Here is a 22,969-nt window from a genome sequence, read left to right as displayed (position 1 = left end):
GAGACAGTTGCGCACTTCCGATGCGTGCGCAAATTGTGCCCTAATCTTGGATGTTTCTCAAGATTGTCGGGGCAGCACCGTCTCGGTGCTCGGCGCCATCGTCCTCTCGACAGCCGGACCGGCGTCACCCCACCGGCCTTCCACCGGTCTGGAACGCCGACCGGTCGCCGGGCCGAAGGCTACGCGTCGAGCCAGACCTTCTCCAGGAACATAGCGAAGGTCGGGTGCATCTCCATGCCTTTGACCTGCGGCGCGGTGTGGTTGAAAAGGCTGCGCCAGAACGGCTGGATCATGATGCCGGAGGATTGCAGGATGGTTTCGATGTCGGCCATCACCGCCCGGCGCTTGTCGGCATCGGGTATCGCCAGCGCCTCCGTAAGCTTGGCGTCGAAGGTCTCGTCGGCGAACGCCGTCTCGTTCCAGGCGCCGCCCGACCTGTAGGCGAGGTTCAAGGCCTGAACCCCCAGGGGCCGCATCGCCCAGTTGGTGAGCGAGTACGGATATTTCGTCCAGTCGTTCCAGAAGGTCGAACCCGGCAGCACCGTCCGCTTCACCTTGAAGCCCGCCTCGCGGAGCTGGGCCGCAATGGCGTCGCCGGTATTCTTTTCCCACTCCTCGTCGACACTGATGATCTCGTGCTCGAAGTCGAGCTGGCCAGCCTCCGCCATCAGCGCCTTTGCCTTCTCGATGTCGCGGCCGACCGGAGGCAGCTTGGCGTATTCGGGATGGATGGGACAGACGTGATGGTTCTCGGCCGGCACGCCGCGGCCGCCATAGCCCAGAGCCAGCACGGCGGCATTGTCGACAGCCAGCTGCAGCGCGTTGCGCACGCGCTGGTCGTCATATGGCTTGGCGGTAAGATTGGTCCGCGCCACGATGGTCCCGGCGGTTATCGCCTCGGACCTCACCAGGCCCATGTCGTCGAGGACCGCGACAAAGTCGCCGGACGTCTCGTAATTGGCCTGCACCTCGCCCGACTCGAATGCGCTCACCATCGCCGATGGGTCGGTGCCGTAGTCAATGAACTCCACCCCGTCGAGCAGCGCTTCGCCGCCCCACCAGGCGCCGTTCGTTCGCCGCTTAAGCACCGCGCGCTGCCCGACATCGCAGGCCACCAGTTCGAATGCGCCGGTACCGATCGGGTTCCTGACCAGATCCGCGCCCGTTTCGTCGAAAGTCCGGTGCACCAGAAGCGCGGGATACTCCGCCAGGCCCGGTATGATGGAGATGTCGGGCGAGCCGAGCACCAGTTTCACCGTGTGATCGTCGACCTTCTCTATGGCCCCCTCTCTTGCCTTGTCTGTGGACGAATCGATCAGGGACGCCATGGGCGTGGTCATGGAATTGCCCTCGACCTTGCTGTCGCACCAACGCTGGATGTTGAAGATGACGTCGTCCGCGCCGAAGGCGTCGCCGTTGTTCCACGTCACGCCCTTGCGGACGTGCAGGACATATTCGGTGGCGTCGTCGTTGGTTTCCCAACTTTCCAGCAGCACCGGCTCGAAGGTCGCCTGCCGCGTGTAGCGCACCAACGGCTCGACGACCTGCCGGGCGACGTTCGACATTTCAGACCAGTCGAACAGGCGCGGATCCTTGAGCGGCTTGACGAACATCGCGACCTTCAGCGTTCCGCCCTTCTTCGGCGTGAGCGTCTCCTCGGCTCTGGCCGGCGCCGGAAGGCCGAGCATGGCATAGGCCACCGCCGTCGACGCACCGATCGCAGTCGCGATCGCCAGGAACTCGCGGCGATCGTATCGTCCCTTGCGGGCAGCCTCCCCCAGCCGTTCTACGGATGCTGGGATCGGCGACCCGTTGCGCCTGAAAAATGTCATGCTCGTTCTCCTTGGATTGCGTCACGATGGCGTCGTCTGGCGGCCGCACGGTCTCAAGCTGCCCGACCGTAGAAGCCGAGCCGTTCCTCCGGGCTGAACATCACGCCCTGCCGTTCGTAGTAGGAGAAGACCGCAATGATCCGCTCGCGCGCGCCGCCGACCGGCGTGACGCGGTGCGCCGTGTTCTTGCCCCTGAAGACGTTCAGCGTCCCCGGCTTGAGGCGGGTGGTCTGCACGAGAGGATCGCGGCCTTCGAGCAGTTGCGCGACGCCGCGGTAGTTCGGGTCGGCGTCGGAGCGCAGATCGGTACGGTATTCGAAGGCTCCGCCTTCGTCGGGCGCCTGCAGCAGCAGCGTGGTTGTGAATTCCGATCGGTCGAAGTGCCAGTTCAGCGCTTCGCCCGCCCGGTAGGCCATCACATTGGCCCGCGCCAGCGGGTCGTCCATCACGTAGAGCGCCTGCTTGTCCATCGTCGCGGCCAGGAAATGCGCCAGCGGAGTATATTCGTAGATGGCGAGCACGATGCTTGCGGGCATCTGGTCGGCGCACAGCGTATGGCTGACGGTCTCGACCTTGCGCAGGGCGGGATGATCGGCCGGCAGTTCGGGAATCTCCGGCCTGAAATAGATGTTGTGCACCCGGCGGTGCTCGTGGGAGCGGCTGTCCATCGCAGGCTTGATCTCCGCTGCCGCCCGCTCGGCAACGCCCGGCAGCAGGAAGCCCTCCAGGTCGAACATGCCATTGGACGCAAGCGCCTCCCGGGACTTGGCGACGAGCGCGTTCCAGTCGTCGCTGCCCGGACGGTCGAGAGGGAAACGGTCGAGATCGATGATGTGCTTCATGAGGTTCTCCACAGGCTGATGGACGCATCAGGCCGCAAATAAATCTTCGCTTCAACGCGCAAAATTGTTAGGCTTGCGAAAGAAAACCTTATGGAGAAGTTATGGAGCGGCTTCCGCCCCTCAACGCGCTGAAGGCATTCGAGGTGGCGGCGCGGACCGGCAATTTCACCCTCGCAGCCCGTGAGCTGGGCGTCTCGTCGGCGGCCATCAGCCAGCAGGTGCGCAATCTCGAGAGCTATTTCGGCAAGCAGCTGTTCCTGCGGACCGGCAACCGCATCGCATTGACCGACGCGGGCCATGCGATCTACCCACAGACGGCGCGAGCGCTTGGCGACATCGCCACCGTAACCGCCCGCATCCTGGCCGACGAGGTGCGCATGCGCCTGGTCGTCAGCGCTCCCTCTTCGCTGGCTGAAAACTGGCTTGCGCCTCGGCTGCGCGCGATGCTGGACAGCTACCCGCGCATGGCGATCGACATACGAGTTGAAGACGATCCGATCGACATCATGCGCCAGGGCGCCGACGTCCGCATCAGCTACGGCGACTACCACTACCCCGAACTCGTTAGGATAAGGCTGCTGCACGACGAAGTCCTGCCCGTCTGCTCGCCGGAATTCTGGCGCAGCCTCGGCGGGGACGTTGCAAGCCTCGCCGACGTCCACGAAAGCGCGTTCATCCACACCAATTGGGGTCCGAACTACGCTTCGCATCCGACGTGGTCGGATTGGTTCGTGGAGCAGGGAAGCGCGCGCAGGCCAGATCCTTCCCGGGGAAGGCGCGTGGGCCTGTCGAGCCTCGCCATTTCCTCCGCCCGCCTCGGGCTCGGCATTGCGCTGGGCCAATATGCACTTGCGCGCGCCGATCTCGAGGCCGGCCGTCTCGTCGCATTGTCTTCGGCGACTGTCAGGCTCGGTCACCCGTATTGCGCCTTCGTGCCGCCCGCCAAGATCGATCGCGCCGATGTCAGTCGGCTGATCGGCCTGCTGAAGGCCGATGGTTCGGCCGGCGATCCCGTTGCCTGGTGAGTTCGCGCTCTGTCGGCACCGGAAGCGCTCCGATCGCCCTCTCCAGCTACGGTGGACATCGGGTCCTGCCCCTTGCACCGACGACGCGTTGCAGGCCATCTAGGCCGGACAGACAGAGGCAACGCATGAAGTACGAAGTCACCGACGCCCCATCGTCCGAAGACCTCGGCACGGTCGGCGACCATCTGACCGCCTTCAACGCGGCGGACGTCGGACCGGCAGACAAGCGCCCGTTGGCAGTGTTCGTTCGAGGCGAGGATGGCTCCGTCGTCGCCGGCATATCCGGCTACACCGCTTGGGGCTGGCTCTATGTCCAATGGCTGTGGGTGGACGAGAGCCTGCGCGGACAGAACGCGGCTTCGCGCATGCTGCAGGCGGCCGAGGACGAAGCTGCGGCACGCGGCTGCCACGGCGCCTATATCGACACCTTTAGCCCGACGGCGCTGAAGGTCTATCAGCGCCAGGGCTACAAGCCGTTTGGCGAGTTGCCGGACTTTCCGAAGGGCCGCACACGGATCTTCCTGGCGAAGCCCCTGGAGCAGGCCTGAAAAGGGAAGCGTCGGCGGCCGTCATGGTCGCCGACGGTCGCCCATCTCGATCGTTTGCTGCCGCCGCAAGTCAGCCGGCGACACAGCCGCCTGTCATCGGCCGGGGGACGCCCGTGGTGCTCGGGAAGCTGATGGGCATGCCGCGCAGCACGCGCGCGGCCAGGAATGCGAAGCACTCGGCTTCGACGGCATCGCCGCGCCAGCCGATCGTGTCGGCCGAGACCGCCTCGACGCCGGCGCGTTCGAGCAGCATGGCCATGAAGGTGGGGTTGTGACGGCCGCCGCCGGAGACGAAGAGTTTTGTCGGGCGCTGCGGCAGAAGGTCGAGCGCCTTGCCGACGCAAGAGGCGCTGAAAGCAGTAAGCGTCGCAGCACCATCTTGATTGCTGAGCCCGTCGGCCATCGCAGCTGTGAAGTCGAAGCGATCGAGCGACTTGGGATAAGGGGCGGCGAGATAGGGATGCTCGAGAAGGCGCGCAAGCCTTGCCTCGTCGACCGTGCCAACCGCAGCGAGCGCCCCACCCCGGTCCATCTCGCCCAACCCCCTAGCCTTGACGAAGTCGTTGATCGGCGCGTTGGCGGGGCCGGTGTCGAAGGCGACGAGATCGGACCTGCCGTCCCACCAGGTGACGTTGCCGACGCCGCCGAGATTGAGGATGGCGCTGTCGCCGCTGGCGCCGGCCGTGCCGAGCAGGGCGGCGTGATAGGCCGCGGCCAGCGGCGCCCCCTGCCCGCCGGCACGGATGTCGGCGGTGCGGAAATCGTAGACCACCTTTGTGCCGAGCAGCGACTGCATCAGTTCGCCGTCGCCCAACTGACGGGTCTCGCCGCGCAGGCCGCCCTTCTGGGGTCCGCGGTGCAGCACGGTCTGGCCGTGGAAGCCGACGACGCCGATATCGGCCATCGTCATACCGGCGCCTTCGACGACCTGCCTGACCGCGGCCGACTGGGCGCGGGTCAGCGCTTCTTCCGCCGCAGCGAAGATCGCCGGCTCGGGGCCTTCGAAATTCCACACGCGGGCTTCGGCCTGTGCCTGCTCCAGCATCGGCCGCACCGACGCCTCGTAAGGCACGAGCGCGTAGGGCCCGAACGCCTCGATGCACTCGCCATCGGTCTTGAGCAGCGCGACGTCGATGTTGCCGTCGAGCACGGTTCCGGTCATCAGCCCGACCGACCAGATGGGTTTCATGTTCAAGCTCCGTTGATGGTGTCGCCGGTCCGGCGGCGAAGATCGACGATCCCGCTGTCGAAATGGCGGGTGGGGTGGATGCGGTTGGTGAGCAGGGTCCAGGCGCGGCCGATGTCGAAATCGATCCAGAGGCCGGTGCCAGTGAAGCCGGTGTGCCCGATGGTGGCTGCGCTGCAGCGGTCACCGCCGGACCAGCCGATGTAGGCATGTTCCCAGCCATGGGTGCGCGTGTCCGACAGTGGCGTGCGCATCAGGCCAATGGCTTTCGGCGAGGCGCCGCTGCCGTCGAGCAGGCCCTGCGCGAAGTCGAGCACGGAGGCCGCCGTGCCGAACAAGCCGGCGTGGCCGGCTCCCTGCAGGGCCGAGCAATTGTCGTCATGGACTTCGCCCGACAGCACGCGATGGCGCCAGGTGCAGTCCTCCGTCGCTGCCGACCGGTCAGGATCGGCAGCAAAGGCAAAGCCCGGGCCGGCGTCCATGTCGCGGATCCACCTGCCCGACAGGCGCTCTATGGCGAAGCCGAGCAGGATGAAGTTGATGTCGGAGTAAACAGGCGCCTCGAGCTTCCGCCACTCGCGCTGCAGGATGAAGGTGCGCAGCAAGTCGGGGTCTTGGCCATAGGTATAGATCGGCTCAACCGCAGGGAACGGCGTCTGGTGGCCAAGGCACTGGCGGAAGGTGACCTGCCGTTCCCAGGCATTAGGGTCATACTGGCGCAGATCGGGAAGCACCGAAATCAGCGGCGCGTCGATGTCGATCGTGCCGGCCTCGGCCAGCGCCAAGATGCGCGGCGTGGTGAAGATGACCTTCGTCAGCGACGCCAGGTCGAACCAGGTGTCGTCGCGCATCGGCCGCGAGGCGGGAACGCGCTGCGCAAGGCCAATCGACCTGGTGATGCGCTGGCCGCCCCTGTCGACGATGCCCAGCACGCCACCCGGAATGCGCCCGGTCTCGACGGAATGTGCAAGCAGTGCGAAAGCGCGGTCGAAACGGTTGGGCAGGTCGTCCGTTGCCATCTTCGTTTCCCTCAGGCCTCGGCCCGCACCTTGTGATCTGCGCCAAACTGAAGCCACTTCGCCGCCGGCGGCTCGAAGCCGACGGGGCGCACCAGCGACGGGACCTGGCGGGTGTCGAGCTCGAAGTGCTGATTACGGCGGTCGATGGTGGGCACGGCTGCGATGAGCTTCTTCGTATAGGGGTGCTGAGGATCGGCGAGGACCGACTTCGCGTCGCCGATCTCGACGATCTGGCCGGCGTACATCACCGCGACGCGGTGGGCGATGCGCTCGACCACCGCCATGTCATGCGAGATGAAAAGATAGGCGAGACCGTATTCGCGCTGCAGGTCGACCAGAAGTTCGAGCACGCGGGCCTGGACGGAAACGTCGAGCGCCGAGACCGCCTCGTCGAGCACCACGACCGACGGGTTGAGCATCAGCGAACGCGCAATGCACAGGCGCTGCCGCTGACCGCCAGAGAACTGGTGCGGATAGCGCGCAAGGCTGTCCTCCGGCAAACCAACGCGCCTGAGGAGCGTCACCATTCGAGTGCGAACGGCAGCGTCGATTGGCTGGCCGGTTGCGATCACCGGCTCGGCCAGGATCTGCTCGACGTTGAGGCGCGGGTTGAGCGAGGCATAGGGGTTCTGGAACACCATCTGCACCGGCAGCCGGCTCTGGCCGGGCCTCGCCGCCCGGGCCTCCAAGGCCCCGCGCGTCGGCGAGACGAGGCCCAGCACGGCACGTGCGGTGGTCGACTTGCCCGAACCGCTCTCGCCGACGATCGCCAGCGTTTCGCCGGGCATCAGGTCGAAGGCGACGCCGTCGACGGCATGCACGGCCCCGACCGGCTTGCTGAACCAGCCGCCCTTCAGCGGATAGCGTACGACGAGGTCGTCGACTTCGAGCGTCGGCTTGGGCAGCGGCGCTGCCTTTCGCGCTCCGTCCGCTCTCACCGCCACGCCGCTGGAGAAATGCGGCACCGCGTGCAGCAGGTGCTGGGTGTAGGGATGTTGCGGGGCGTCGAGGATCTGGCTGAGTTCGCCCTGTTCCACCACCCGACCGTCCTGCATCACCATCACGCGGTCGGCGATGCCGGCGACAAGGCCGATGTCATGGCTGATGAAGATCATCGACATGCCCGTCTCGCGCCGCAGCTCGGCCAGCAGCGCCATGATCTGCGCCTGCACGGTCACATCGAGGGCCGTGGTCGGTTCGTCGGCGATCAGCAGGCGCGGGTTGCAGGCCAGCGCCATGGCGATCATCACGCGCTGCAGCATGCCGCCCGACAGCTCGTTCGGCGTCGCCTTGAGCCGCCGATCGGCATCGGGGATGCGCACCCGCTCAAGCGCCTCGCGGGCAGCCGCCCTGGCTTGCCTGCCGGTGAGGCCGCGATGAAGTCGGAACGACTCCTCGATCTGGGTACCGATGGTCAGCACCGGATTGAGCGACGTCATCGGCTCCTGGAAGATCACGCCGATCTCGGCGCCGCGTATGCCGACGAGATCTTGCTTGCTTGCGGCGGTGACGTCCATGACCCTGCCGTCGGCGCGCAGCAGCTCGATCTTGCCATTGGTAATCCGGCCACCGGCATAGTCGATCAGCCGGTTGCTGGAGAGCGCGGTCACGGACTTGCCGGAACCGCTCTCGCCGACAATCGCAAGGACCTCGCCGACGCCGACATCGAAGCTCACGCCATGCACCACTTCTTTGGCGCTGGCTGCCGGGCCGAAACTCACGTGCAGGTCACGGACCGAAAGGATCGGCTTCATCTGATGCCCTCCCATGTCACGCCCTCCTCGTCTTGGGGTCGAGGATGTCGCGCAGCGCATCGCCGAGCAGGTTGAAGCCGAGGATGGAAAGCATGATGGCGACAGCCGGGAAGGCCAGCAGCCAGGGTGCCTGCTCCATCAGGTTGCGGCTGTCGCTCAGCATCAGGCCGAGCGACGAGGCCGGCGGCTGGGTACCGAGGCCGAGGAAGCTGAGACCGGCTTCAGTGAGCAGCGCCCAGGCGAGCGCCAGCGTCACCTGCACGGTGAGCGGCGCCACCAGATTGAGCAGCAGGTGCCGCGTCAGGATGTAGGAGCGGCTCGACCCGAAGGTGCGGGCGGCATCGACGAAGTCGCGCTCCTTGAGCGACAGTGCCGGACCGCGCACGACGCGGGTGAAGATCGGCGTGTAGACGATGCTGATCGCCGCAACGCTGGTCCAGGTGCCGGGACCGATGATGGTGACGATCAGCAGCGCGAGCAGAATTGCGGGAAACGCCAGCAGCACGTCCATCAGCCGCATCATCACCGTATCCCAGCGCTTGCCGTACCAAGCTGCAGTGAGGCCGAGCACGGTACCGGCAAGCGTCGCCAGGGCGACGGAGAAGAAGGCCACCGTGAACGACTGGCCGACGCCTTTCATCAGGCGGCTCATCACGTCCCGGCCGAACAGATCCGTGCCCATGAGGTAGGAGGACGAAGGCGCCTGCAGGCGGTCGATACGGTACTGCATCAGCGGATCGTGCGGCGTCGCGCCAGCGGCGCCCAGCAAGGCGACAAGCAAGTAGGTCAGCACGATGGCCCCACCGATGCGGCCGCTCGGATGGGAAAAGATCGATTTCAGGATGCGCATCAGCGTCCCTCCAGGCGGATACGGGGGTCGAGCGCGGCATAAGCAAGGTCGACGAGCAGATTGACGATCATGAAGTTGAGGGCGATGAACAGCACCGCGCCCTGGACCAGGGCATAGTCGCGCTGCAGGATTGCTTCCAGCACCATGCGCCCGAGGCCGGGCAGAGCATAGATCTGCTCGACGATGACGGCGCCACCGAGCAGGTAGCCGAACTCGATGCCGCTCAGCGTGACGACGGGCACCAGCGCATTGGGCAGCGCATGGCGCCAGATGACGCGGCGTTCTGGAGCACCCTTGCTCCGCGCCGTGCGCACATAATCGTCGCTCAGCACATCGAGCATGGCCGAGCGCGAAACACGCGTGACCGAAGCGGCGAATGCAAGGCCAAGCGTGATCGCCGGCAGGATCATCTGGCCGAGATTCTGCAGCGGGTCCTGCCACAACGGCGTGAAGACACCCATCGTCGGCAGCACGCCGAAGCCGGCCGAGAGAATGTAGATGAGGACGAGGCCGACGACGAAGCTCGGCGTCGACTGGCCGATCATGGCGGCGATGCGGACGCCGAGGTCGGCGGGGCGTTCATTGCGGGTGGCGGCGAAGACGCCCGCCGGAACACCGATCGTCAGCGCGATCAGCATCGACAAGAGCGCAAGTTCAAGCGTCAGCGGAAAGCGTTCGAGGATGACCGTCAGCACCGGCTTGCCGTAGGTCACCGATATGCCGAGGTCGCCGCTGAACAGGCCGGTGAACCAGCGCCAATACTGGATCGGCCATGGTTGGTCGATGCCGAAATAGGCGGCGAGTGAACCCCGCTGCTGCGGGGTCAGGAGGCCTGCCTCGGTGCCCAGCATCGCCGTGATGGAATCGCCCGGCACAAGCCGTATGGCGATGAAGACGATGACCGAGACCCCGATCAGGACCAATGGGAAGGCCTGAAGGCGACGTATCACGTAACTCATGGCATGCGTCCCATATCGGGTTGAGGAACCGCGTCGGTTCTGCAACGGAGCCGGCCGGTGCACGACTTACGCTGCCTTGGCGGTCGCCATCGACGCGATGGCGACCGCCTTCAGGCGACGACAGGGAGAGCGCGCCGCCCGAAGCTCTTGCTACTGCTGGATGGTCACCTTGCCGAGGCTGAACAGCGAGCCGGTAGGCATAGGCACGAAGCCCTGCACGTTCTTCTGCTGCGCGGTGTAGCCATAGCCGGTGTAGAGCCAGACCCAAGGCGACTTCTCGGCGAGCTGCTTGTCGAAGTCGGCGAAGATCACCTTGCGCTTTTCCGGATCGGTCTCGGCGCGACCGTCCTGCAGGAGCTTGTCGAGCGTGTCGTCGGCGAAGTTGGAGACCTTCTGTAGGTTGCCGCTCTTGGTCCAGTAGCGGTTGTACATGGTATAGGGGTCGGGACGGCCGCCGTTCAGCGCCACCGCCATGTCGAAGTCGCCCTTCAGCCAGGTGTCGACATAGACGTTGAGCTCCATCATCTTGATGTCGAGCTTGACGCCGATCTCGGCCAGCTGCGACTGCAGCACCTGGGCCTCGGCGGCTGCCGTCGGCGGCTCGGCGGTCGCGGCGATCACGGTGGCGGTGAAGCCATCGGCGAAACCGGCATCGGCCATCAGCTTCTTGGCCTTCTCGACATCCTGCTTGTAGCAGAACAGCGAGTTGGGATCGGAGGCGAAGAACGGCATCGTCAGTGGCCCGGTCACCCGGCCTTCGCCGAGCGATGCGGTTTCGAGCACGGCCTGGCGGTCGACGGCGCACGAGATCGCCTGGCGCACGGCCAGCTCGTTCATCGGCTTGCGCGCCGGGTTGAGCTGGAGGACGTGATAGGCGAGCAGCGGGGCGCGGTTGAGCTGAAGCTTGGGCTCGTTGGGCACCAGCGTGGCGATCAGCGGATCGTTGAGCAGGGCGAAGTCGACCTGGCCCGTGCGCATGGCGGCGAGGATCGCGGTTTCGTCCGGCAGCACGCTGATCTCGATTCCGTCCACGCCGGTCGCACCGCCAGCCCAGTCCTTGTTGGCGACGAGCACTTCCTTGGAATTGGGATCCCACTTCTCCAGCTTGAACGGACCCGAGCCGATCGCCTTGGTGCCGATGGTGCCGGCGGCGATCTCGCTGGCCGGGACGATCGACGAATTGGTGTCGGTCATCGCCGTCAGGATCGGCGCGTCGGGCTGCTTCAGCTTGAAGACGACGGTGCCGGCGTCGGGGGTCTCGATGCCTTCGATCGACAGGTAGTTGGCGCGGTTCGCGGCACCCGTCTTCTCGTCGAGGATGCGCTCGAACGATGCCTTGACGTCGGCCGAGGTGACGGCAGCGCCGTTCTGGAACTTCGCCTTGGGATCGACTTTGAAGGTGAGCTGCTTGCCGTCGGCACCGAATTCCCAGGACGTGGCGATGCCTGGAACGATCTTCAGATCCGCGTCGAGGCGCACGAGCGGCTCGTAGATCAGCTCCAGCAGTCGCAGCGACGAGAATGCCGTCTGCTTGTGCGGGTCGAGGCCGGTGGCGTCCTGCGCCCAGGCCATGCGCAGCGTGGCTGCATCGGCATGCCCTGCAACGGCCGACAGGCCGATCATCACGGCCGTCGTTGCCCCAAGGAAATACTTGAACTTGCTGGTCATTTCATCCTCCCTTTAGCTCTTTCCCTCGGTGCGGCCGGAATGGCCGCTCCCGGATCACTCGGACGCTCGCCTCGCGTCCTGGATTGCCTGTCGCAAGAACCCGCTCGACCTCTTCAGCGCCGATCGCGCATCGGCAAGGTTCATCCCCGTCATGACGATGAGGATGGCCAGCTTCACGTCATTTTCGGTCTGGGCCAGTGCCAGTTGCGCCTCTTCCAGGGTGCAGTCGGTCGCCTGCATGACGATGCGGGCGGCGCGTGCCACGAGTTTCTTGTTCGAGGCCTTCAGGTCGACCATCAGGTTTTCGTAGGTCTTGCCGATGCGGATCATGCTCGCGGTGGTCAGCATGTTGAGCACCAGTTTCTCGGCCGTGCCCGACTTCATCCGCGTCGACCCGGTCAATGCCTCGGGGCCGACGACCGGCGAAATGGCGATGTCGGCTATGGCAGCGATTGCCGACTGGGGATTGCACGAAAGGGCGACGGCGGTCGCGCCGACCTTTTTTGCATAGTTGAGACCGCCAATGACATAGGGCGTGCGGCCGCTTGCGGCGATGCCCACCACGACATCCTTGGCCGTCAGATCGATCTCGGCCAGCGCCTCGGCGCCCTTGGCCTGGCTGTCCTCGGCACCTTCCGTCGCCTTGAGCAGCGCGCTGTAGCCACCGGCGATGAGACCGACGACCATCGTCGGCGGAACGCGGAATGTCGGCGGGCACTCGGACGCGTCGAGCACGCCTATGCGGCCGCTGGTGCCGGCACCCATGTAGATCAGGCGCCCGCCCTGCCGGAACGCGGCGGTGATGCGATCGACGCAGGCGGCGATCTCTGGGATCACCTTCTCGACAGCGGAGGCGACGCTCTTGTCTTCGTCGTTGATCTTCCTGAGGACGTCGACCGTCGGCAACAGGTCGATATCCATGGTGCGCGGGTTCCGCTCCTCGGAAACCAAGCGTCCCAGCTCCGAAATCAAGGCTTGTTCCGACACGTTCGCCACCTGTCCGGTTCTTGAGATGCAGAGCCTCGCCGGGCCGGATCCCATGAGGCTTTCCTTAACGTTTTAGAATGTAATATTCCTAATGTCAACAAATTTTGGAATGAAATATTCCTAGATGATTGACGCGTCTGCCACGCTGTCAAGCCACCTGGCCAGGATGATCGCGCCGGACACTGCATCCCCATCGGCAGGCTTGAGGCGACGGCGAACGTCGGGCGCGAGCCAGGGTTCGAGAGGGCTCGCCAGCCCTCCGAGCAGGGTCACGCGGGGTGCGCCCTTGTCGAACAGCGTGCGGACGATCGTGTCGATCTGCTCGGCGGCAGCCTGGACGATACGGCGGCCGGCCGCGTCGCCCTGGTCGGCATGGCGCATGACCGTCGGCGCAAGCGCGGCGTAGTCGGTGGCGGTGGCCCGGTCCATCCAGGCCACCGCCTCCATCGGATCGTCATGGAACCGCTGCATCACTTCCGCCAGCAGCGCGGAGCGGTCGTGCCGGCCGTCATGCGCCCGGAGCGCGAGTTGCACCGCCTTCAAGCCCAGATCGGCGCCGCTGCCCTCGTCCGAGATCGGGAATCCGTAGCCGCCAACCCTGAGGTCCCGACCCTCGACGAAGCCCAGTCCGATCGAGCCGGTGCCCGCGATGACGATCGCCCCGTCCTTGCCCGAATGGGCGCCAAGGCAGGCCCCCATGCCGTCGCTGGCGAAGTCGATCGCGGCAAACGGATGCTCGATCGCCTGCAACGCCTCCAGCGCGCCCTTGCGGCCAATGCCGGCAAGGCCGATGCCGGCGAAGGTGTGAGCCAGTTCGGCATCACCGAGGCCTGCCTCCTCCACGGCTGCGCCAAAGGCACGCGCGATCGACGCCCAGGCGACGTCGATGCCGAGCCGCGTCGTCGCCGGACCGGAAAGGCCCTGGCCGAGCACATTGCCGGCCGCGTCGACGATGCGTGCGCGGCAGCCCGTGCCGCCGCCGTCGACACCGAGGTAAAAGCGAGGCACGGCGGCGCTGGTCATCCTGCTATCCGCTCGATGGTCGCGCCGCACATGCGGAGCTTGCGGTCGAGGCTCTCATAGCCCCGGTCGAGATGGTAGACGCGGTTGACGATGCTCTCGCCCTCCGCAACGAGCGCGGCAAGCACCAGCGAAACGGAGGCGCGGAGGTCCGTCGCCATCACCTGAGCGCCACGCAGCGGCGCGCCACCCCGCACGAGCGCCGTCGTGCCCTGCAGGGTGATGTTGGCGCCGAGGCGAACCAGCTCGGGAACATGCATGAAGCGGTTTTCGAACACCGTCTCGCGCAGCAGCGACGCTCCCGGCGCGCAGCACATCAGTGCCATGAACTGCGCCTGGAGATCTGTCGGAAAGCCGGGATAGGGTTCCGTGGTGATGTCGACGGGCGACAACGGGTCGCCCCGCGAGACGATGAGCCCGCGATCGCCAGGCCAGACGCTGACGCCCGCCGCTTCCAGCACCTGTACCACCGACGCAAGATGCTCGAGCCGTGCGTTCGTCAGTTCGAGTTGGCCGCCGGTGATCGCCGCGGCGATGGCATAGGTCCCGGCCTCGATGCGATCGGGAATCGTGTGGTGAATGGCCGCGCGCCAGGACGTGCCGCCCTGGACGAGGATACGGTGCGTCCCCGCCCCTTCGATGTTCGCACCCATGGCGTTGAGGCAAGCGGCGAGGTCCATCACCTCTGGCTCGCGGGCGGCATTGACGATCTCCGTCTCACCGCGCGCGGCAGTGGCCGCCATCATCGCCGTCTCGGTCGCGCCCACCGACGGCGAGCCGAGTACGATGCGCGCGCCCGTCAGTCCGCGGGGCGCCACAGCGACGATCGAACCGCCCTGGATGCCGATATCGGCACCGAGTTGGCCAAGGGCCTTGATATGCATGTCGACCGGCCGCGCACCGATCGCGCAGCCGCCGGGCAGCGACACCTGCGCGTTGCCGAAACGCGCCAGCAGCGGCCCCAGCACCAGCACCGTGGCGCGCATCTTGCGCACGGTGTCATAGCTGGTCTCCTTGGAAAAAGCGGCGCTCGCGTCGACAATGATCGAACGGCCCTGGCGGCTGACTCCCGCGCCGTGCTGGGCAATGACGCCGAGCATGTTCTCGACATCGCTCACTGCCGGCAGGTTGGTCAGTTCGAGCGGTTCGGGGCTCAGCAGCGACGCAGCAATCTGCGGCAACGCCGCGTTCTTGGCGCCGGAGATGGCAACTGCCCCCTGCAGCCTCTGGCCACCGACGATTCGCAACTTGTCCATGTTCTAGATCCGTTCAGCAGCCGGTCGAGACCAGCCGAACTGGCGAGAGAGTTGATCAGATTATTCTTCTCTGTCAACATTGGATGGAATATTCTATTCCCACTCTTTGCCGGATGAGAGGGCGCGAGGAACTTCATGTCGGTTCTCACGAAAATCCTTGCGACGCTCGACACCATGGCGCCGGCCGACCGGCAGATCGGCCAATTCATCGTCGACAAGCCGGACGAGATGCTGCGGCTATCGTCCGTTGCGCTTGCCGAACAGACCGGCCGCAGCCAGTCCAGTGTGGTGAAGTTCGCGCAGAAGCTGGGCTATCCGAGCTACCAGCAGCTGAAGCTCGCGGTCAGCGAGGCCCGGGTCCAGCAATGGCAGGCGCCGCCCGGCATGGTGCATGGCAGCATCGACCGCGCCGACGGTTATGTCGCCGTGCAGCAGAAGCTCGTGGCGGGCAAGCTGGCCGCCATGCAGCAGACGATGTCGGTGAACAGCGAACAGACCGTGGCACGCGTTCTCGACCTGCTCGACCAGGCCGACCGGATCCACCTCGCCGGAGTCAGCGCCTCTTCGCTGGTGGCGCGCGATTTCGCCATCAAGCTCATGAAGCTCGGCCGCAACGTGCTGCACGACAGCGACAGCCACGTGCAACTGGCGAGCGCCGCATCGCTGGGGCCCAGGGACGTGATGCTCGCTCTTTCGCATTCCGGCACGAGCATCGAGACGCTGCGCATCGCCGAACTCGCCAACGAAGGTGGCGCGACGGTCGTGGCCATTGCATCGCTGAGGGACAATCCGCTGAGCGCGATCGCCGACATCGTGCTGCACACGGCAAGCGACGAGGACGACGTCCGCTCGTCATCGATCACCGTCCGCGATGCCCAGCTTGCGCTGACAGACCTGCTTTTCATCCTCTTGGTGCAACGGCAGGCCGACGCCGGCGATCACATCCGCAAGAGCGAGGCCGCCGTGGCGGCCCTCAAGCTGGACGGAAGATTGCGCTGAACGGAGTACCTATTGGCGCACCAGTTCGAGCTGCCGATAGAAGTCCGCCCCAGCCAGGGCCGAATAGCTCTCGCGAAACAGTCCGTAAAGGTTGTCGAGGACGCCCCGGTGCTCGATGTTCGGCTCGAGTGAATGCGTAGCGCAGACCATTTCCGCCGCCGCCTCCTCGATCGAGGCGAAATGGGCGGAACCCACGGCACCCAGCAGTGCTGCACCGAGTACGCTGCATTCGCGTTCGCGCAGCAGCCTCACCGGACGGTCCAGGACGTCCGCGATCGTCTGCGCGAAAAGCGAGGATCGCGTGCCGCCGCCGGTGAGCCGCAGATCGGTGATCCCGGACATGAGGTCGGCGTCGAAGGCCTCGACCATCATGCGTATTTCGCAGGCGAAACCTTCGAGCATGGCCCGGATGAGGTCCGCGCGCGCGTGTTTCAGCGTCAGGCCGAGAAACGCCCCGCGGGCGGTGGCATCGTAGTGAGGTGTGATCTGCCCGGCGAAGAAGGGGTGGAACACCAGTCCCTGGCTCCCAACCGGCGCCTTGGCCGCTTCCGCCATCATCTGCTCATAACCGGACGCCGGACCTTCGAACTGGTCGCGCCACCATTGCAGGCAGGCGCCGACGGCAAAGCAACCGCCCTCCAGGTCCCACTTGCCGGGAATGGCATGCGCGCCGATGTAGGTCTGCTCTCCGACCGCGAGATCGGGATGGTCGAGGTGAGCCACCATCATCGCCGAGGTGCCTATGGTGATCTCGGCCATGCCCTGCCGCACCACGCCCGCACCCAGCGCGGCGCATTGCTGGTCGCCCGCTCCACGGCAAAGTACTGCGCCGGCGGGCAGTCCGGTCAACGCCGCCGCCTGCTTCGAAATCACGCCGACCTCGGCCCCGGGCTCGCCGAGCGGCGGAAGCTTGGCGAGGTCGATACCGGCGGCCTTGCAGACCTCGTCGCTCCACCCAAGCCGGCGTATGTCGAGCATGCCGTTCAAGGTCAGGCTGGACGGGTCGCCTTCGAACCGCTCTGCTCCCAGCAGGCGAAGCAGGTATTCCTGTCCGTTGCAGATCCACCTCGTGGCGTCGAGAAGTCTGGGCTTGTGCGCGGCCAGCCAGGCGATCTTGGCCACGGCCCAGGAAGCCGCGAGAGGCATGCCGGTGAGCGAACGGAACCTTGCCGGCGAGATGTTCGCAGCAATCGTCGCCTCCATGTCCCTGGCACGCGCGTCGTTCCAGACGATGGCAGGCGCCAGCGGTCGGAACTGGTCGTCGAGCAGGGCGAAGGTACCGCGCTGGCTGGACAGCCCTACCGAAACGATCCGGCCGGGATCGATCCCCGCCATGGCCTGGCGGCTGGCTTCGCACACAGCGCGCCAGACGACATCCATGTCCTGTTCGACCCAGCCAGGCTGAGGAAAGATGCAGGAATAGTCGCGGTCGCCGCTGGCGACCATGAGGCCGCGCCTGTCGAACAAGGCGACGGTAACGCCGGTCGTTCCGGCGTCGATACCGACGAACAGCGGCCCGCCACTCATCCGTGCACGCCGGGGGTACTGGCTATCCAGGCGCTGAGCAGCGCGAAATAGCGGCTGCGCCTTTGGGCCTGCTCGGGTGTGAGCGTGGCGACCAGCCTGATCTTCAACGCAATAAGATCCTCCTCGGGTTCAAACAGTTCGAGCGGCACCGACGCAAGCTCGGTATTGGTCTCGCCGGTCCAGTTCGAGTTTACCGGAAAGCCATACCTCTCAAGGCCGTCCTGCCAGGTCGCGTCGAGTTCCAGGCCGCCCTCGCCGCCGACCCGCACGAAGTGATGGAAATCGCAGACCTCGCCCTCCCTGATCATGTCGTTCAGTTCGGCCGGAAAGGACGGGTTGGTCGACAGCTTGGAATCGAAATAGGTGAACATGGTCACGACGCCTGCCTCATAGCCGGCGCGGCGCAGCAGGTTGCGCAGGAGGACATGCTTTCCCGAGCAGGAGCCGCTGCGCTGCTTCATCACCACCAGCGGATCCCGCGTGCCGACCGAGCCATAGGGTATGTTGCGGACGGCGTGATATATGGCGGCAAGCCGGTTCGGCGTTTCGCCGATGCCTGCCAGGAATTCATCATACGCGTCCAGATTCATCGGTATTCTCCAATCAAACAGAAAGGTGGCGGAGCATTCGCTCGCGATCGGCAACGTCGGCGGTGGTAAGCTCTGCAACGCAGCGCCCGCGATCCAGCACATAGGCCCGCTGCGCGGTTGCTCGGATGAGGCTGAAATTGTTCTCGACCAGGATGATCGTCAGGCCATGGTCGCGATTGAGGCGCTGCAGGATCTGGCCGATTTCCTGGATGATGTTCGGCTGTATGCTCTCCGACGGCTCATCCAGGATGAGCAGTTGCGGATTACCCGCCAGCGCCCTCGCCAGGGCGAGCGCCTGCTGCTGGCCTCCGCTCAGCGTTCCGCCATGCTGGCCAAGCCGCTCGCGCAGGATCGGAAACATTTCGAACACGCGATCCAGCGACCCAGCCGCTCCGCCGATGCGCTCGCCCATCCTGAGGTTTTCGGCAACCGTCAGGAACGGGAAGATCATCTTTCCCTGCGGCACGTAGCCGAAGCCGGCGCGCGCACGCTTCTGAGGAGCGTCCGAGGCAACCGAGACGCCCTTGAAACGGATATCCCCGGCGCGCAGCGGCAGCAGCCCCATGATCGTGCGCATCAGCGTCGTCTTGCCGACGCCATTGCGGCCGACAACGGCGACCATCTCTCCCCTGTGCACCTGCATGGAGACGTCGTTCAGGATATCGCCGCCACGATAGCCACTCCGTACATGGTCGACACTAAGCAACGGCTCAGCCATGAGCGTCCCCCAGATAGATGCGCTGAATGTCCGGATCGCGTTCGATTTCCGCGATGCTGCCGTGCCGGAAGACCCTTCCCTGATGCAGCACCGTCGTGGGCGCCTCCAGGCCGCGCACGAAACCCATGTCGTGCTCGATGACGATCGCGGCGATGCCGCGGTCGCCGAGCTCCTTGATGAATTGCGCGGTCCGCTGGCTTTCCTGCGGCGTCATGCCGGCGGTCGGCTCGTCCATCAGCACGACGCGCGGCGTATTGCCGAGCGCCATGCACATTTCCAGCCAATGCTGTTGCCCGTAGCTCAGCTCCCCCGCCGGGCGGGCAGTGTTGCGCGCCAGCTCGAGCCGCTCGAGACCCCATGCGGCCACCTCCGACAGCTTGCCGCCGGGACTTGCGATGAACATGTTCTGGGCGACGGTGAGCGTCGGGAAGATGCGGGTCGTCTGATATTTCATGCTGACGCCGCGCTGAACGCGGCGAAACGGCTCGTCACGGCTGATATCGGAGCCGTCGAGATGGATGCTTCCCGAGTCCGGCTTTATCAAGCCCATGATGAGCTTGAAGAATGTCGACTTGCCCGCACCGTTTGGCCCGATCAGGCAGCGGCGCTCGCCAGCCGCCAGTGAGAAGTCGATACCATCGGCCGCCACGATGCCGCCGAACGCGCGGCGGACTGCCTTGAGTTCCAGCAAAGACATCATTTCCTCGCGCGGGAGAGACGGGCAATGCCCCGGAGCAGCGTAATGACCATGCCGTTGGGCGCCGCCATCATTCCAAACAGCAGGATCGCGCCCATCGCGACAAATGCGAGTTCGCCGCTGTACACCGCGAGCGTGTCGGACAGCGCCGACAGCGCGACGGTACCGATCGCCACCGATGTCAGGCTGCGACGGCCGCTGACGGCGACCCACAGTACCGGGAAGGTGGAAGCGAGCAGGCCGACCGATGTCGGCTGGATGAAATTGCCCCAGCTGGCGTAGAGGATGCCGCTGAGCCCGGCCAGCAAGCCGGCGATGACGAAGATCGCGAGCTGATAGCGGCGAATGTCGTAACCCAGCAGCTCGGCCCGCTCCTGGTCTTCCTGTATGGCCATCGAGATATGTCCGAAATGGCTGTTGGCGAGCATCCGCAGCCCCGCCAGGGTCAAGGCAACCAACGCAAGCACTAGATAGAACAACGGCAGGCTGAAGCCGTCGAAGCTGAATGGGCCGACCGTGATCGAGGGAATATTGGTCATGCCGTTGAAGCCGCCGAGCTGGGCATCGCCGATGCGCCATTCCAACCCGGCGGTCTGGCCGAGAAAAGTCTCCAGCATGAGCGTGAGGACGAGCGTCAGCACGGGGATGATCCAGGCGCTGACGCGGCCATAGAACAGGAAATAGCCGAACGCGGCAGCCGCCAGCGCCGTCAGGCCGAGAGCGCAGACCGCCGCGCCCACCGTCGCAGCACCCAGGCCCCAGTTGATGGCGAGAACGCCATAGGCATAGCCGCCGATGCCGAAGAAGGCGACCTGTCCAAAGCTGAGCACCCCGCAATAGCCCCACAGAAGTGCCAGTCCGAGCGCCAGTGGAACGTTGATGAGGAAGCTGGTGAAGTTGAGCGCCGTAAAGACGGAGCCATAGATGGGGAACGTCGCCGCGGCGCCAAAGACGAGGATGAACAACGACCAGTACCAGCGGCCGCCGAAGACGGTCAGTTGACCGTCGAGACCTGCCCTCTCCAGAAAACTGCGCAGCGAAGCCGAGGTGCCGGACGCGGCAAGGGAATGGTAGCTGCTCATCGGATTTTCTCCGCGCGTGCCCTGCGCCGGTTCAGAAAGGCCGCCTGAATGTAGTGGGACAGACCGTCGGGCAGGAAACGCATCATCAGCAACGCGGCGAACATCAAGCCAATGCGGCCGGCGAAGGCACTGAATTCCGACGACAGCGGTGTCTGGACCAGCGCCAGCAGCGACGAACTCGCCAGGGCACCAATGAGCGGATTGGCGCCGCCGCCGATCACGACCGTAATGAACGCAGGCGCTATGAAAGAGGATCCGAACAAGGGAACGATGGTCGTGGTCGGAGCGTAGAGCGCCCCGGTCAGGCCTGCCAGTGCCGCGCCGAGGGCGAAGCTGAACATGTAGATCCGGCTGGTGTTGACGCCGAGGGCACGTGCCATGTCCGGGTTCTGCATAGTTGCACGCATGTCGACACCGAGGCGCGTGCGGTAGAACAGAAACCAGAGCGCGCCCAGCACCACGAAGGCGAGGCCGGCGATCACCAGGAGATAGGACGCGTAGGAATAATCGCCGACCTTGAAACCGCCCAGCGGCATCTTTATGCCCTGCAGGAACGGGCCAAACAGCAGCAGCGTGCCCTGGCTGATGATCAGGCTGAGCCCGAATGTCGCCACCAGCGCGTTGAGCTTGTTTCCGTAGAAGCGGCGGATCACCAGCCGCTCGATGACGGCACCGAAGATGCCGACCGCGAACGTGGCGAGCATCACCGCCAGGACGAACGGCACGCCGTTGTGGACGGCAATCGTTGCCGTATACGCGCCCATCATGATGAACTCGCCATGCGCGAGATTGATGATGTTGAGCATGCCCAACACGATGATGAGGCCCATCGCGGCGAACATCAAAAAAGAGATGTTCACCAGGAACTGATAGCCGAGATTGAACAGATCACTGGTCATGGTTGCCCCATAGGCGACGGTCGCCAGGCGACCGTCGCGGGTGACTTTGCAATCAGATGAATTGCTTGAAGGCCGGATCGTCGGCAGGCGTGTACTGCTTGAATTCCGGGTTCTTCACCAGATTCACGCCGAGCCTGCGGGTCCACCACGGCTCGATGGACGGCCATTCCTGCACGAAGGTGATGTTGTGGTTCTCGTCGCACGAAGCCATGCGGATGTGCTGGCTCATGTGATGCGTCGCGGGATCCATGAACATCCATCCCGCGGGCGCCTCGATGCCGATGCCGCTTTCCAGCACCTCCATCACCGCCCCTTGCTCCGTCGTCTTGGCGAGCCGGCAGGCGACCGCATAGAGGTGCGTCGCGACATAGGCGCTGTGCGCCTCCTGCTGGATGTAGGGCTCGTCCGGGAACATGGCGCGGAAGCGCTTGACGAACGCCTGGTTGCGCGGCGTCGGGATCTCTTCCATGTAGCTGACCGCCACGTTCATCCCCGCAAGGGCTGGCGCGGCAAATCGCTTGTGCTCGTAGCCCTGGGCAAGGTTGATGCTTGATCCCATTGGCCGCTTGAGGCCCGCGGCATTGGCTTGCGGGTAGAAATTGGCGTGGTTCTGACCGGTGATGTACATCATCAGCCAGTCGGCCTTGGCCTGTTCGATGCGGGCGATCGTCGAGGTGAAGTCGGTGACGCTGAGCGGAATGAACTCCTGCCCGACCACCTCGCCGCCGAGCAGCGGGGCCATGGCGCGCGTCCACATGGCGCTGAGCTGCCCGAAATTGTAGTCGGCTGCCGGAATGTAGATGCGCTTGCCGAACTTGCTGATGCAGTACTGCATCGCCGGGATGATCTGCTGCTCGGCAACGGCACCCGTGCAGAACGTGTACTTGTCGGCCACGCCGCCCTCGTACTGGTTGTTGTACCAGTACATCTTCTTCATCTGGTCGATCACCGGCCGCATCGCTTCGCGGTTGGCGCTGGCGAAGGCGCCCATGATGACATCGACCTCGTCCTCGAGGCCCAGCCGCTTGGTGAGCTGCTGGTACATGCGCGGCTCTGACTGCGGATCGGGCGAAATGAGCTCCAGCTGCCGCCCGTTGATGCCCTTGTCGCCGGATTCGACCAGCGTGTCGGCCAACTCGCTGTAGGCGCCGTCCTTGCCGGTACCGCCTGGGCCGGTCGGGCCACTGAGCAGCGTGAAGCCGTCGTTGATCTCCTTGATCGCCAGTTGCGTGGCATGCAGCTTGGGCAGGCCGAAAAGCGCGAAATTGCCCGACTGGTCCTCGAGCAGACCGAACTTGACGGGGCCATTCTCAGCGGCCCTCACCTTTATCGCAGGAAAGCCGAGTGTCCCGACGGCGGCGATGCCGGCCGCGGATCCGGCAAGAAATTGCCTGCGTGTGGTTCTTGGCATTGCGTCGGCCTCCAGATTGCGGATGGCCGACTCCTTGTCACTCCCTGCTTCCTGTTCCGACATGCTACTCCTCCTCCAAATGCGCATCTACTCTACAAAT

General features: G+C 65.1%; 21 protein-coding genes. 3 read left to right on the top strand and 18 right to left on the bottom strand.

What is annotated here, in order from left to right:
• Nucleotides 1-179: 179 nt before the first annotated feature.
• Together PV773_RS14500 and PV773_RS14495 are read right to left on the bottom strand one after the other, a co-directional pair.
• Nucleotides 180-1,832: an ABC transporter substrate-binding protein gene (locus tag PV773_RS14500; protein ID WP_347967021.1), complete on the bottom strand. Its 1,653-nt coding sequence runs from the start codon at nt 1,830-1,832 to the stop codon at nt 180-182.
• A 53-nt stretch (nt 1,833-1,885) separates the two neighbouring features.
• Nucleotides 1,886-2,674: a 2OG-Fe(II) oxygenase gene (locus PV773_RS14495; RefSeq protein ID WP_347967020.1), complete on the bottom strand. Its 789-nt coding sequence runs from the start codon at nt 2,672-2,674 to the stop codon at nt 1,886-1,888.
• Between the two features lie 101 nt (nt 2,675-2,775).
• On the opposite strand from PV773_RS14495, the gene PV773_RS14490 reads away from it, so the two are divergent.
• Together PV773_RS14490 and PV773_RS14485 are read left to right on the top strand one after the other, a co-directional pair.
• A complete protein-coding gene (locus PV773_RS14490; RefSeq protein ID WP_347967019.1) occupies nt 2,776-3,699 on the top strand; it encodes a LysR substrate-binding domain-containing protein in 924 nt (307 codons plus the stop codon).
• A 125-nt stretch (nt 3,700-3,824) separates the two neighbouring features.
• Nucleotides 3,825-4,247 (top strand): GNAT family N-acetyltransferase, encoded by a 423-nt coding sequence (locus PV773_RS14485; protein ID WP_347967018.1) that lies wholly within the window; start codon nt 3,825-3,827, stop codon nt 4,245-4,247.
• Nucleotides 4,248-4,317: 70 nt separating this feature from the next.
• On the opposite strand, the gene PV773_RS14480 is transcribed toward PV773_RS14485, so the two are convergent.
• From PV773_RS14480 to murA, 9 genes are all read right to left on the bottom strand, one after another.
• Nucleotides 4,318-5,436, bottom strand: a complete 1,119-nt coding sequence (locus PV773_RS14480; protein WP_347967017.1) for an anhydro-N-acetylmuramic acid kinase — start codon at nt 5,434-5,436, stop codon at nt 4,318-4,320.
• 2 nt (nt 5,437-5,438) lie between these two features.
• Nucleotides 5,439-6,452, bottom strand: coding sequence for a serine hydrolase domain-containing protein (locus PV773_RS14475; RefSeq protein WP_347967016.1), 1,014 nt, complete (start codon nt 6,450-6,452; stop codon nt 5,439-5,441).
• Nucleotides 6,453-6,463: 11 nt separating this feature from the next.
• Nucleotides 6,464-8,206 carry an ABC transporter ATP-binding protein gene (locus PV773_RS14470; RefSeq protein ID WP_347967055.1) on the bottom strand — a complete coding sequence of 581 codons (1,743 nt, stop codon included), beginning with the start codon at nt 8,204-8,206 and terminating at the stop codon, nt 6,464-6,466.
• Between the two features lie 16 nt (nt 8,207-8,222).
• Nucleotides 8,223-9,056 (bottom strand): ABC transporter permease, encoded by an 834-nt coding sequence (locus tag PV773_RS14465; RefSeq protein WP_347967015.1) that lies wholly within the window; start codon nt 9,054-9,056, stop codon nt 8,223-8,225.
• Nucleotides 9,056-10,015, bottom strand: a complete 960-nt coding sequence (locus tag PV773_RS14460; RefSeq protein WP_347967014.1) for an ABC transporter permease — start codon at nt 10,013-10,015, stop codon at nt 9,056-9,058. The genes PV773_RS14465 and PV773_RS14460 overlap by 1 nt, the downstream gene beginning before the upstream one ends.
• A gap of 150 nt (nt 10,016-10,165) precedes the next feature.
• Nucleotides 10,166-11,683, bottom strand: a complete 1,518-nt coding sequence (locus tag PV773_RS14455; protein ID WP_347967013.1) for an ABC transporter substrate-binding protein — start codon at nt 11,681-11,683, stop codon at nt 10,166-10,168.
• A gap of 54 nt (nt 11,684-11,737) precedes the next feature.
• Complete coding sequence (gene murQ / locus PV773_RS14450; RefSeq protein WP_347967012.1) at nt 11,738-12,670, bottom strand: N-acetylmuramic acid 6-phosphate etherase; 933 nt, start codon at nt 12,668-12,670, stop codon at nt 11,738-11,740.
• A gap of 120 nt (nt 12,671-12,790) precedes the next feature.
• A complete protein-coding gene (locus tag PV773_RS14445) occupies nt 12,791-13,693 on the bottom strand; it encodes an N-acetylglucosamine kinase (RefSeq protein ID WP_347967011.1) in 903 nt (300 codons plus the stop codon).
• The gene (gene murA, locus PV773_RS14440; protein ID WP_347967010.1) at nt 13,690-14,946 is read right to left on the bottom strand and encodes a UDP-N-acetylglucosamine 1-carboxyvinyltransferase; all 1,257 of its coding nucleotides are present in this window, start codon (nt 14,944-14,946) and stop codon (nt 13,690-13,692) included. Before murA ends, PV773_RS14445 begins: the two co-directional genes overlap by 4 nt.
• 135 nt (nt 14,947-15,081) lie before the next feature.
• Here murA and PV773_RS14435 point away from each other — a divergent pair, with 135 nt between their 5' ends.
• A complete protein-coding gene (locus tag PV773_RS14435) occupies nt 15,082-15,945 on the top strand; it encodes a MurR/RpiR family transcriptional regulator (RefSeq protein ID WP_347967009.1) in 864 nt (287 codons plus the stop codon).
• Between the two features lie 9 nt (nt 15,946-15,954).
• Here PV773_RS14435 and PV773_RS14430 read toward each other — a convergent pair whose 3' ends face one another.
• From PV773_RS14430 to PV773_RS14400, 7 genes are read right to left on the bottom strand one after another with little or no spacing between them, the layout of a single operon-like run.
• Entirely contained in the window at nt 15,955-17,472 is a 1,518-nt protein-coding gene (locus PV773_RS14430) for an FGGY family carbohydrate kinase (protein ID WP_347967008.1), read from the bottom strand.
• Nucleotides 17,469-18,062, bottom strand: coding sequence for a transglutaminase domain-containing protein (locus PV773_RS14425; protein WP_347967007.1), 594 nt, complete (start codon nt 18,060-18,062; stop codon nt 17,469-17,471). The genes PV773_RS14430 and PV773_RS14425 overlap by 4 nt, the downstream gene beginning before the upstream one ends.
• Nucleotides 18,063-18,075: 13 nt before the next feature.
• Nucleotides 18,076-18,780, bottom strand: a complete 705-nt coding sequence (locus tag PV773_RS14420) for an ABC transporter ATP-binding protein (RefSeq protein ID WP_347967006.1) — start codon at nt 18,778-18,780, stop codon at nt 18,076-18,078.
• On the bottom strand, nt 18,773-19,471 hold the full coding sequence (locus tag PV773_RS14415; protein ID WP_347967005.1) for an ABC transporter ATP-binding protein: 699 nt from the start codon (nt 19,469-19,471) through the stop codon (nt 18,773-18,775). Before PV773_RS14415 ends, PV773_RS14420 begins: the two co-directional genes overlap by 8 nt.
• Nucleotides 19,472-19,476: 5 nt before the next feature.
• On the bottom strand, nt 19,477-20,559 hold the full coding sequence (locus PV773_RS14410) for an ABC transporter permease (protein WP_347967004.1): 1,083 nt from the start codon (nt 20,557-20,559) through the stop codon (nt 19,477-19,479).
• Nucleotides 20,556-21,458 carry a branched-chain amino acid ABC transporter permease gene (locus PV773_RS14405; protein WP_347967003.1) on the bottom strand — a complete coding sequence of 301 codons (903 nt, stop codon included), beginning with the start codon at nt 21,456-21,458 and terminating at the stop codon, nt 20,556-20,558. The genes PV773_RS14410 and PV773_RS14405 overlap by 4 nt, the downstream gene beginning before the upstream one ends.
• 52 nt (nt 21,459-21,510) lie before the next feature.
• A complete protein-coding gene (locus PV773_RS14400; protein WP_347967002.1) occupies nt 21,511-22,869 on the bottom strand; it encodes an ABC transporter substrate-binding protein in 1,359 nt (452 codons plus the stop codon).
• Between the last annotated feature and the right edge of the window lie 100 nt (nt 22,870-22,969).

It is taken from the genome of Mesorhizobium sp. CC13 (genome assembly GCF_039907765.1).
In the GTDB taxonomy this organism is placed as follows: domain Bacteria; phylum Pseudomonadota; class Alphaproteobacteria; order Rhizobiales; family Rhizobiaceae; genus Aminobacter.
This window is presented reverse-complemented; position numbering and strand designations above follow the sequence as displayed.